10 protein-coding genes are annotated in these 10,785 nt (G+C 71.8%); 7 read left to right on the plus strand and 3 right to left on the minus strand.

The window, feature by feature from the left end:
- The 5 genes from Q7T52_RS07465 to Q7T52_RS07485 form a co-directional block, all read left to right on the plus strand.
- A partial coding sequence (locus tag Q7T52_RS07465; protein WP_304800972.1) for a hypothetical protein occupies positions 1-354 on the plus strand: 354 nt, incomplete at its 5' end.
- Positions 335-790 carry a Tad domain-containing protein gene (locus tag Q7T52_RS07470; protein ID WP_304800974.1) on the plus strand — a complete coding sequence of 152 codons (456 nt, stop codon included), beginning with the start codon at positions 335-337 and terminating at the stop codon, positions 788-790. The genes Q7T52_RS07465 and Q7T52_RS07470, both read left to right, overlap by 20 nt.
- A gap of 138 nt (positions 791-928) precedes the next feature.
- Positions 929-1,537, plus strand: a complete 609-nt coding sequence (locus Q7T52_RS07475; protein ID WP_304800976.1) for a TetR/AcrR family transcriptional regulator — start codon at positions 929-931, stop codon at positions 1,535-1,537.
- Positions 1,531-3,270 carry an ABC transporter ATP-binding protein gene (locus Q7T52_RS07480; RefSeq protein ID WP_304800977.1) on the plus strand — a complete coding sequence of 580 codons (1,740 nt, stop codon included), beginning with the start codon at positions 1,531-1,533 and terminating at the stop codon, positions 3,268-3,270. Before Q7T52_RS07475 ends, Q7T52_RS07480 begins: the two co-directional genes overlap by 7 nt.
- A complete protein-coding gene (locus tag Q7T52_RS07485) occupies positions 3,267-5,237 on the plus strand; it encodes an ABC transporter ATP-binding protein (protein ID WP_304800980.1) in 1,971 nt (656 codons plus the stop codon). Before Q7T52_RS07480 ends, Q7T52_RS07485 begins: the two co-directional genes overlap by 4 nt.
- Before the next feature lie 88 nt (positions 5,238-5,325).
- On the opposite strand, the gene Q7T52_RS07490 is transcribed toward Q7T52_RS07485, so the two are convergent.
- Positions 5,326-6,126 carry a crotonase/enoyl-CoA hydratase family protein gene (locus tag Q7T52_RS07490; RefSeq protein ID WP_304800983.1) on the minus strand — a complete coding sequence of 267 codons (801 nt, stop codon included), beginning with the start codon at positions 6,124-6,126 and terminating at the stop codon, positions 5,326-5,328.
- A 454-nt stretch (positions 6,127-6,580) separates the two neighbouring features.
- On the opposite strand from Q7T52_RS07490, the gene Q7T52_RS07495 reads away from it, so the two are divergent.
- Positions 6,581-8,143, plus strand: a complete 1,563-nt coding sequence (locus Q7T52_RS07495; protein ID WP_304800992.1) for an MDR family MFS transporter — start codon at positions 6,581-6,583, stop codon at positions 8,141-8,143.
- Complete coding sequence (locus Q7T52_RS07500; protein ID WP_304800986.1) at positions 8,140-8,592, plus strand: MarR family winged helix-turn-helix transcriptional regulator; 453 nt, start codon at positions 8,140-8,142, stop codon at positions 8,590-8,592. The genes Q7T52_RS07495 and Q7T52_RS07500 overlap by 4 nt, the downstream gene beginning before the upstream one ends.
- Here the strand turns inward: Q7T52_RS07500 and Q7T52_RS07505 are convergent.
- Together Q7T52_RS07505 and Q7T52_RS07510 are read right to left on the minus strand one after the other, a co-directional pair.
- Positions 8,573-10,195, minus strand: a complete 1,623-nt coding sequence (locus Q7T52_RS07505; protein WP_304800988.1) for an alpha-amylase family glycosyl hydrolase — start codon at positions 10,193-10,195, stop codon at positions 8,573-8,575. The two genes, Q7T52_RS07500 and Q7T52_RS07505, sit on opposite strands and share 20 nt — an antisense overlap.
- Positions 10,192-10,785, minus strand: a 594-nt coding sequence (locus Q7T52_RS07510; protein ID WP_304800990.1) for a hypothetical protein, incomplete at its 5' end; no start/stop codon positions are given. The genes Q7T52_RS07510 and Q7T52_RS07505, both read right to left, overlap by 4 nt.

Here is a 10,785-nt window from a genome sequence, read left to right on the forward strand (position 1 = left end):
GAGGTGCAGCGCGGCGCGTTCGCGACGACGTCGGCGGCCCGGTCGGCGGCCCGCGCCTACGCCCTCGCGCCGAGCGACGCCGCGGGGGAGCGGGCCGCGACCGACGCAGCGCGGCAGGCCCTCGACGACCAGGGACTCGACGGCGTACCGGTCCGCGTCGAGGTGAGCTGCACGCCCCACGACGACTGCCACAGCGGCGAGTCGATCATCACCGTCCGGGTCGACACCACCGTCGACCTGCCGCTGCTGCCCGAGATGCTCGGCGGCGGCACGCCGTCGTTCGCCCTCGACGCGACCCACACCGTGCCGATCGGCCGCTACCAGGAGATCACCGGTGCCGCCGCTCGGGACTGAGCGTCCCCGGCACGGGGAGCGCGGGTCGATCACCCCGCTCGTCGTGGGGTTCGCGGCGATCCTGCTGATGACGATCGCGGTCGTGGTCGACGCCAGCGCGGCGTTCCTCGAACGGCAGAGCCTGGCCACCGTCGCTGAGGGTGCCGCCCTGCAGGGAGCCGACCTCGGCGCCGAGGGCGACGAGGTCTACGAGGGCGGGCTCGGCGACCAGCCCCTCCGGCTGACCGAGGCGTCGGCCCGGGCCGCGGTGGCGGCGTACCTGCAGGACGTCGGGGCGTACGCCGACCACCCCGGCCTGACCTATCGAGTGTCGGTGGTGGGCACCCGCGTCGAGGTGAGGCTCACGGCACCGGCCGACTTCCCGCTCACCTTCCCCGGCCTCGCGACCAGCGCACGGGTCACCGGCACCGGATCGGCGATCGCCGACCCGGAGTGAGGTTGTCGGACGAACTCCCGCTTCTGGGCCGAAGCTTTGACGCAGAAGGAGGAGAAACCCCGCTCCAGCGGGGAATCTCCACCTCGAGGACCACGAAACCCGCTTGTGAGTGAGCGCTCACTCACGTACGGTTCCCGGGTGAGTCCTCGAGCCCCCGCCATGAACCCGACCAAGCGTCGGGAGGTCCTGGTCGACGTCACGCTGCGGTTGCTGCGCGAGCACGGCCGCGACGTGACGACCAAGCAGATCGCCGAGGCGGCCGGGATCGCCGAGGGCACGATCTTCCGGGTCGTCGACACCAAGGACGAGCTGCTGGCGGCCGCGGTGGCGCGGGCGTTCGAGCCCGGCGACCTGGTCGCGCGGATCGAGGAGATCGACGCGTCCCTCCCTCTCGAGGAACGGCTGCTCGCGCTCGTCTCGATCATGCAGCAGCGCTTCCGGGCGACGTTCTCGCTGATGCAGAAGGTCGGGATGATCCGCCCGCCCGACCACCTGCACGACAGTCCCGGCGCCGTCGAGTGGCGGGCGCGGCTCGAGCTGCTGCTCACCGGTGTCGTCGCCCCCGACGCCGACCGCCTCGCCTGCCCCGTCGACCACCTCGTGCACGTGCTGCGGCTGCTGACCTTCGCCGGCAGCCACGAGCACATCGCCGACGGGCGGTTCCTCACGCCCGAGCAGATCGTCTCGACCGTCCTCCACGGCCTCCTCCGGCCCAGCTCCATCACCAAGGAGACCACCACATGCTGATCCGACTGCTCCGCGAGCGCCTCCCCGCCTACCGCTCGTGGCTGCTCGCCGTCGTCGCGCTGCAGTTCCTCAGCGTGCTGGCGATGCTCTACCTCCCCAGCCTCAACGCCCAGATCATCGACGAGGGCGTGGCGGTCGGCGACACCGGCACGATCGTCCGGCTCGGCGCCGTCATGCTCGGCGTCTCGCTGCTGCAGATCGTCGGCTCGGTCGGCGCCGCCTGGTACGGCGCGCGTACGGCGATGGCCTTCGGTCGTGACCTGCGCGCCGAGCTCTTCGACCGGGTCGGCCGGTTCTCGACGCGCGAGCTCCAGCAGTTCGGGGCGCCGTCGCTCATCACCCGCGGCACCAACGACGTCACCCAGGTGCAGATGCTGGTGCTGATGGCCTGCCTGATCGCCGCGTCCTCCCCGATCATGATGGTCGGCGGCGTCGTGATGGCGCTGCGCGAGGACGTCGGCCTGGGCTGGATCCTCGCCGTCGTCGTCCCGGCGCTGTTCGTCTCGGTCGGGTTCGTCATCACGCGGATGGTGCCGAGCTTCCGGCTCATGCAGGGCCGCATCGACGAGGTCAACCGTGTGCTGCGTGAGCAGATCACCGGCATCCGCGTCGTCCGCGCGTTCGTGCGCGAGCCGCACGAGAAGGAGCGCTTCGGCCGGGCCAACGACGACCTCACCGAGGTCGCCGTGCGGGCCGGGCGCTGGATGGCCACGATGTTCCCGCTCGTCATGCTGGTGGTCAACGTCGCCAGCGTCGGCGTCATCTGGTTCGGCGGCCACCGCGTCGACAGCGGCCAGATGGGCGTCGGGGCGCTGACCGCCTTCCTCAGCTACCTGATGCAGATCCTGATGTCGATCATGATGGCGACCTTCATGCTCATGCAGGTGCCGCGCTCGGCCGTCTGCGCCGACCGGATCATCGAGGTCCTCGACACCGACTCCTCGGTCGTGCCCTCGCCCGAGCCGGTCACCCCCGACCCCGCCCGCCGCGGCGAGCTCGACCTCGACGGCGTCACCTTCGCCTACCCCGGCGCCGAGTCGCCCGTGCTCGCCGACGTCTCGCTGCACGCCCGGCCCGGGCACACCCTCGCCGTCATCGGCTCCACCGGCGCCGGCAAGACCACCCTGGTCAACCTCGTGCCGCGGCTCTTCGACGCCACCTCCGGCACCGTCCGGGTCGCCGGCGTCGACGTGCGCGACCTCGCTCCCGACGAGCTGTGGGACCAGATCGGCCTCGTGCCCCAGAAGGGCTACCTCTTCTCCGGCACCATCGCCAGCAACCTGCGCCACGGCCGGGCCGACGCCACCGACGACGACATCTGGACCGCCCTCGAGGTGGCCCAGGCCCGCGACTTCGTCGAGGCGCTGCCCGAGGGGCTCGACGCGCCGGTCGCCCAGGGCGGCACCAACTTCTCGGGCGGCCAGCGGCAGCGGCTCGCCATCGCGCGCGCCGTCGTACGACGCCCCGGGATCTATCTGTTCGACGACTCGTTCTCGGCGCTCGACCTCGCCACCGACGCCCGGTTGCGAGCGGCGCTCGCGCCGGTCACGACCGACGCGACGGTCGTCGTCGTCGCCCAGCGCGTCTCCACCATCCGCGACGCCGACGAGATCCTCGTGCTCGAGGACGGCCGCGTCGTCGGCCGCGGCACCCACCCCGAGCTGCTCGAGGGGTGCGTGACCTACCAGGAGATCGTCGCCTCGCAGCTGAGCGCCGAGGAGGCGATGGCATGAGCAACTCCCAGCCCGACAAGGCCAAGAAGGAGCACGTGCTCGAGGCCACCGAGCGCATCGAGGCGCCGGTCGGCGGACCCGGCCGTGGCCCGATGGGCGGCGGCATGGTCGGCCAGAAGGCGATGGACTTCGGGCCGTCGGCCAAACGGATGCTGCGCCGGATGAGCCCCGACAAGGTGCCGGCCCTCTTCGTCGTCACGATCACGGTCGCCAGCGTCATCCTGATGTCGGTCGGGCCGCGGATCCTGGGTCACGCCACCGACCTCGTCTTCAACGGCTTCATCGGCCGGCAGTTCCCGGCCGGCACGCCCCAGTCCGAGCTGCCTGACGCCGTCCAGGGCCAGGACGTCGTCCCGGGTGCGGGCGTCGACTTCGACGCGGTCGGGCGCGTCCTGCTCGTGGTGCTCGCGGTCTACGCCGCGGCCTCGCTGCTCGCGTGGCTGGCGGGCTACGTGCTCAACGGCGTCGTCCAGCGCACCGTGCGCAGGATGCGCCAGGACGTCGAGGACAAGATCAATCGGCTGCCCCTCGGCTACTTCGACCGCTCGCCCCGCGGCGAGCTGCTCTCGCGCGTCACCAACGACATCGACAACGTCTCCACCACCCTGCAGCAGACGATGAGCCAGCTGCTGACCTCGGTGATGACGGTGCTCGCCGTGCTGGCGATGATGCTCTGGATCTCACCGCTGCTCGCCCTCGTCGCGCTGGTCAGCGTGCCGCTGTCGCTGCTCGTCACCCGCGCGATCATGAAGCGCTCCCAGAGCCAGTTCGTGGCCCAGTGGCGTCGTACCGGCAAGCTCAACGCCCACATCGAGGAGACCTTCTCGGGCCACTCGCTGGTCAAGGTCTTCGGCCGCCAGGCGGCCGTGCAGGAGGAGTTCGACCGGCAGAACGCCGAGCTCTACGACGTCAGCTTCCGCGCCCAGTTCGTCAGCGGGCTGATCATGCCGTCGATGATGTTCATCGGGAACCTCAACTACGTCGTCGTCGCCGTCATCGGCGCCCTCCGCGTCGCGAGCGGCTCGCTGACCCTGGGCGAGGTGCAGGCGTTCGTGCAGTACACCCGTCAGTTCACCCAGCCCCTCACGACCGTCGCCTCGATGGCCAACCTGCTCCAGTCGGGCGTCGCGTCGGCCGAGCGGGTCTTCGAGCTGCTCGACGCCGACGAGGAGGTCGCCGAGACCACGTCGTACGACGCCGCAAAGGCCGCCGGGGCCGCGACCGGCGGACCCACGCGCGGTGAGGTCGCCTTCGAGCACGTGACGTTCTCCTACACCGACCGGCCCCTCATCACCGACCTGTCGCTGGTCGCCCGCCCGGGCCAGACGGTCGCCATCGTCGGCCCGACCGGTGCCGGCAAGACCACGCTGGTCAACCTGGTGATGCGGTTCTACGAGCTCGACGCCGGCCGGATCACCATCGACGACACCGACATCACCGACCTGCCGCGCTCGGTGCTGCGCGGCCGGATCGGCATGGTCCTGCAGGACACCTGGCTCTTCGAGGGCACGATCCGCGACAACATCGCCTACGGCCGACCCGGCGCGACCGACGACGAGGTGCTCGAGGCCGCGCGGGCGACGTACGTCGACCGGTTCGTCCACTCGCTGCCCGACGGCTACGACACGGTCGTCGACGAGGAGGGGTCCAACCTGTCGGCGGGCGAGCGGCAGCTCGTCACCATCGCCCGCGCGTTCCTCACCGACCCGGCGCTGCTGATCCTCGACGAGGCGACCTCGTCGGTCGACACCCGCACCGAGCTGCTGCTCCAGCACGCGATGGCGGCGCTGCGCAGCGACCGGACGTCGTTCGTCATCGCCCACCGGCTCTCCACGATCCGCGACGCCGACCTGATCCTGGTGATGGAGGACGGCTCGATCGTCGAGCAGGGCACCCACGGCGAGCTGCTCGCCGCCGAGGGCGCCTACGCCCGGCTCTACCAGGCTCAGTTCGCCGCGACCGGCTGACCGGCCTGACCGGACTGACCCGCCCCGTCAGGTAGTCCCGGGCGAAATGGCCCCAGATCGACGGTCTGAGGGGCCATTTCGCCCGGGACTATCGCGAGGGGTCGGTCGGGATGCCGCCGCGGCCGGCGCCGCCGGCGAACCGGGCGGCACCGTCGAGGGTCTCGCCCGACCTCATCGTGGCGAGCCCGAGGTGCCACTCCTGGCGGAGCGCGTCGGCCTCGGACAGTCCCCACTGGTCGATCGCGGACGCCCGGTCGTTGCGCAGGCACTGCTGGGGGAGTGCGGTCAGGTCGTGGCCCAGCGCCACGGCGGTCACCAGCGCGGCGCCGGGCTCGGTGACCCGGTTGACGAGGCCGATCCGCTCGGCCTCGACGCCGTCGATGCCGCGGCCGGTGAGGATCAGGTCCATCGCGCGGCTGTGCCCGATCAGCCGGGGGAGCCGGACCGTGCCGAGGTCGATCAGGGGTACGCCGAACCGGCGGCAGTAGACGCCGAACGTCGCGTCCGACGCCGCCACCCGGAGGTCGGCCCAGAGGGCCAGCTCGAGCCCGCCGGCCACGGCCGGTCCCTCGACCGCGGCGACCACCGGCTTGGTCGTCCGCAGCCGGGTCGGCCCCATCGGGCCCGGGCCGTCGGCCCCGAGCACGACGTCCTGGCGGTCACCCTCGGCCAGGGCCTTGAGGTCGGCGCCGGCGCAGAAGAACCCGCCCGCACCGGTCAGCACCAGCACCGCCACCTCGGGGTCGGCGTCGGCCGACTCGACCGCCTCCAGCAGCGCCGTCGCGGTCGCGCTGTCCACCGCGTTGCGACGCTCGGGCCGGTCGATCGTGAGGACGGCGACCTGCCCGTCGTAGGACGTGGTGACGGTGGGCCGGGCCGGCGCGCTCATGGCCCCAAGGTAAACCCCTTGTCGCCGCTCACACCGCGACCTACGCTCGTCGTACACGGAGAGGAGGTGGTCCTAAACAATGCATTCAACTAGGACAAGTGAGGTGGCTGCGCACTAGCAGCCCAGCAACGCGTCGGGCCCAACGACCCGACGAGGCTGCTGGTCAATCCACCGCAGTCACCCGACCCGCAGGCGAACCCGGATCACGTCCCCGGGGGCGGCCGAACCAGATCCTCAGGATCCGGAGGCCACGCCTGCGGGTTGTCCATTTTTCCACCGCGAGAAGGCGGCGGCGGGTGACCCGCACCACGTTGGTTGCCGATATCAACTATCGAGGAATAAGGTTGACCTAGACAACCTTCTATCCCGCATGGAGCACCCCACCGTGACGACCTCGTCCGCCGACAAGTCCGCACCGCACCCCGCAGCACCGTCCGCACCGTCAGCACCGCAGATGACGCACCGCGAGATCCTCGAGGCGCTGAGCGGACTGCTGCTCGCGATGTTCGTGGCGATGCTGTCGAGCACCGTCGTCACCAACGCGCTGCCGCGAATCGTCACCGACCTCAACGGGTCGCAGTCGGGCTACACGTGGGTGGTCGTCGCGACGCTGCTCGCCATGACGGCGACCACGCCGATCTGGGGCAAGCTGTCCGACCTCTTCAGCAAGAAGCTCCTCGTCCAGAGCGCCCTGGTGATCTACACCGCCGGCTCGCTCGTCGCGGCGTTCGCACCCAGCATGGGCGTCCTCATCGGCGGCCGCGTGATCCAGGGCCTCGGCGTCGGCGGTCTCACCGCGCTGGTCCAGGTCGTCATCGCCTCGATGGTCAGCCCGCGCGAGCGCGGCCGCTACTCCGGCTACATCGGCGCCGTCTTCGGCCTTGCGACCGTCTCCGGCCCGCTGATCGGCGGCCTCGTCGTCGACAGCCCGCTCGGCTGGCGCGGCTGCTTCTTCGTCGGCATGCCGTTCGCCGTCGCCGCGTTCATCGTCCTGCAGCGCAAGCTCCACCTGCCGGTCGTCAAGCGCGAGGTCCACATCGACTACCTCGGCGCGACGCTCATCATCGGCGGCGTCAGCATCCTGCTCATCTGGGTCTCGCTCGCCGGCTCGTCGTTCGCCTGGGCCTCCACCACCACCGCGCTCCTCGTCGCCGCCGGGGTCCTCACCATCGCCGCCGCCCTGTACGTCGAGGCGAAGGTCGCGATCGAGCCCGTCATCCCGCTGCGCCTCTTCAAGGACCGCACCACCGCCCTGGCCACCACCGCCTCGGTCATGGTCGGCATCGCGATGTTCGGCGCCACCGTCTACCTCAGCCAGTACTTCCAGCTCGCCCGCGGCATGAGCCCCACCGAGGCCGGCCTGATGTCGATCGCCATGGTCGGCGGGCTGCTCGTCTCGAGCATCCTCAGCGGCCGCATCATCAGCAGGACCGGCATCTGGAAGCGCTGGCTCGTCGGCGGCCTCGTGTTCGTCGTCGCCGGCCTCGCCCTCCTCGGCTCGATCGACGCCGACACCCCGCTCGTCGTCGTCGGCCTCTTCATGGCCCTCGTCGGCATCGGCCTCGGCGCCACCATGCAGAACCTCGTGCTCGCCGTGCAGAACAACACCAAGCTCGAGGACATGGGCGCGGCCAGCTCGGTCGTCGCGTTCTTCCGCTCGCTCGGCGGCTCGATCGGTGTCTCGGCGCTGGGCGCCGTCCTGTCCACCCAGGTGGCCGACAAGGTGACCTCCGGCCTCGCGGCCATGGGCGTCACCGAGACGTCCCACGAGAGCAGCTCGATCCCCGACCTGGGCTCGCTGCCGGCCCCGGTCCGCGAACTCTACGAGCACGCGTTCGGCACAGCCATCGGACACATCTTCCTGATCGCCGTTCCCTTTGCGATCCTTGCCCTCGTGTGCGTGCTGTTCATCAAGGAGGTCCCGCTGCGGACCACCGTCGGCAACGAGGTCGACGAGGTCGAGGAGACCGTCGAGCCCGGCGCGACCGTCCCCGTCCCGGCGGCGGAGCACCGGTGACCGAGCCCCGCGTCGACACGTTGCGCGACCTGGAGCACGAGGTCGGTGTCCTGATCCGCCGCGTACGACGCGTGATCGGGGAGCGGGCCCGGATGGTCCACCCCGACCTGCAGCCGGCGTCCTACCTGATCCTCACCACCGTGGCCCAGGAGGAGCCGCTGCGCGCCTCGGCGATCTCGGAGCTCTTCGACGTCGACAAGGGGGCAATCAGCCGGCAGGTCAAGCACCTCGTCGACCTCGGCCTGCTGCAGCACGAGAAGGACCCCGCCGACGCCCGCGCGTCGCTCCTGTCGGTCACCGACGAGGCGCGCACCCGGATGGCCGACGTCGTCGCCCACCGCCAGAAGGAGCTCGGCGAGAAGCTGGCGGGGTGGACCGACGAGGACCTCTCGTCCTTCGTCGGCGAGCTCAGCCGCTACAACCGGGCCCTCAACCTCGTGGAGCAGTGAGCCAGACGGCGGTGTCGGGCGGCAGCGTGTCGCCGACCGGCCCGCTGGCCAGCAGCACCCGTCCCGCCGGCAACGGCGCGTCGAAGTCGCCGCAGTTGACGGCGATGGTGACGTCGTCACGCTCGACCAGCAGCACGTCGCCGTCGACCGAGACGCGCACGCCGTCGACCGGCGTCAGCGCCCGCCGCGCCGCCAACGCGGCCCGGTAGAACTCCAGCGTCGAGCCGTCGACCCCCGTCTGGGCCTCGACCGTGAGGCCCGCCCAGTCGAGCGGCTGCGGGATCCACGGCTGGGCGTCACCCGGGCCGAAGCCGTACGGCGGCGCGTCGCCCGACCACGGCACCGGCACCCGGCAGCCGTCGCGACCGACCTCGCCGGTCCGGAACCAGGACGGGTCCTGCCGGTCCTCGGGGGCGACGTCGACCTGCTCGAGGCCGAGCTCCTCGCCCTGGTAGAGGTAGGACGAGCCCGGCAGGCCCAGCATCGTCAGGGTCGCAGCCCGCGCCCGGGCCAGGCCGCGCTCGCCCCCGCCGTAGCGCGTGACGTGGCGTACGACGTCGTGGTTGCTCAGCACCCACGTCGGGCTCGCGCCGACCGGGTCGAGCGACGCGAACGTGCCGGTGACGACGTCGGCGAACTCCTGTGCCGACCACTTCGCCAGCAGCCACGCGAAGTTGAACGCCTGCTGCATCTCGTCGGGCCGCACGTAGCGCGCCATGGACTCCGGGGTGCTCGTCCACGCCTCGGCGACGGTCATCCGGTCGCCGGGGTAGTCGGCGAGCACCCGGTGCCAGCGACGGTAGACGTCGTGCACCTCGGGCCGGTCCCACATCGGCTCGTCGAGCTGGGTGCGCTCGACCATGGGCGTGTCCGCGGCGTGCGGCCGCGTCACCTGGTCCTGGTCGCGCAGCGACTCCTCCTTGACGAGACCGTGCGCGACGTCGACCCGGAAGCCGTCGGCGCCGCGGTCGAGCCAGAAGCGCAGCACGTCCTCGAACATGTCGCCGATCTCGGGGTTGCGCCAGTCGAGGTCGGGCTGGGTGGTGTCGAAGAGGTGGAGGTACCACTGGCCGTCGGGCACCCGGGTCCACGCCGCGCCGCCGAAGACGGACTGCCAGTTGTTGGGCGGCTCGGTGCCGGGTCCGTCCGGTCCGTCGCGGCCGTCGCGGAAGAGGTAGCGCGCCCGCTCGCGGCTGCCGGGGGCCGCGGCCAGCGCGGCCCGGAACCACACGTGCTCGTCGGAGGTGTGGTTGGGCACCAGGTCGACGATGACCTTGAGGCCGAGGTCGTGGGCCGTCGCGACGAGGTCGTCGGCGTCGGCGAGGGTGCCGAACAGCCGGTCGACGTCGCGGTAGTCGGCGACGTCGTAGCCGTGGTCGTGCTGCGGCGAGGTGTAGAACGGCGTGATCCAGACGGCGTCCACGCCGAGGTCGCGGAGGTGGGGGAGCCGGCTGGTGATGCCGGGCAGGTCGCCGATCCCGGCGCCGCCGCCGCGGGTGCCGGACGAGGAATAGCTGCGGACGTAGACCTGGTAGACGACGGCGTCGCGCCACCACTCACGGTGGCCGGTGCCGTTCGGGGCAGGAGTCGTGGGGGTGCTCATGCGAAGTCCTCGGCGGAGACGGCGATCCAGACGTGCTCGGCGGTGCCGAGCAGGCGTCCGTCGGCGGCGTACAGGCTGGCGGCGGTGAACGTACGGCGGCCGCTCGAGCCCCGGGCGGCCCCCACGACGACGTGCTCCTCGCCGATGCGCGGCAGGTCGCGGACGCGCGCGGTCATCGAGCCGAGGACCATCAGCCGCTCCTCGAGGTCGCCGGCCCAGCCGCCGATGCAGTCGAGCGCCGCCCAGGTGACGGGCAGGGACGCGGCGTCGCCGCCCAGGCTCGGATCCGGGGTCCAGGTCGCCGCGACCCGCGTGCGGCCCTCCTGGTCGTCGGCGACGCGGCCCGGGAAGATCCGCAGGCCGTCGCCCTCGTCGCGCGCGGTGCCGCACGCGAAGCAGGTCGGGAACGGGTGGAAGCGGTGACCGGCGTACGCCGCCTGCGCGGCCTGCGCGGTCGCCGCGTCGACCGCCGGCACCGGGGCCACCGCGGACTCGGCGGGAGCAGCCTCGACCACCAGCAGGTCGTCGAGCATCGCCCGGGCGGTCTCCGCGCCGTGCTCGTCGTCGGCGAGCTCGACGCTCAGCGCTAC

Origin of the sequence: Nocardioides sp., from assembly GCF_030655615.1 — a bacterium.
In the GTDB taxonomy this organism is placed as follows: domain Bacteria; phylum Actinomycetota; class Actinomycetes; order Propionibacteriales; family Nocardioidaceae; genus Nocardioides.

What these genes read in the sequence shown, in the direction of transcription:
- Q7T52_RS07480 (WP_304800977.1), top strand. Translation starts at nt 1,531, where the DNA reads ATGCTGATCCGACTGCTCCGCGAGCGCCTCCCCGCCTACCGCTCGTGG.
- Q7T52_RS07495 (WP_304800992.1), top strand. Translation starts at nt 6,581, where the DNA reads ATGACGCACCGCGAGATCCTCGAGGCGCTGAGCGGACTGCTGCTCGCG.
- Q7T52_RS07505 (WP_304800988.1), bottom strand. Translation starts at nt 10,195, where the DNA reads ATGAGCACCCCCACGACTCCTGCCCCGAACGGCACCGGCCACCGTGAG.
- Q7T52_RS07485 (WP_304800980.1), top strand. Translation starts at nt 3,267, where the DNA reads ATGAGCAACTCCCAGCCCGACAAGGCCAAGAAGGAGCACGTGCTCGAG.
- Q7T52_RS07490 (WP_304800983.1), bottom strand. Translation starts at nt 6,126, where the DNA reads ATGAGCGCGCCGGCCCGGCCCACCGTCACCACGTCCTACGACGGGCAG.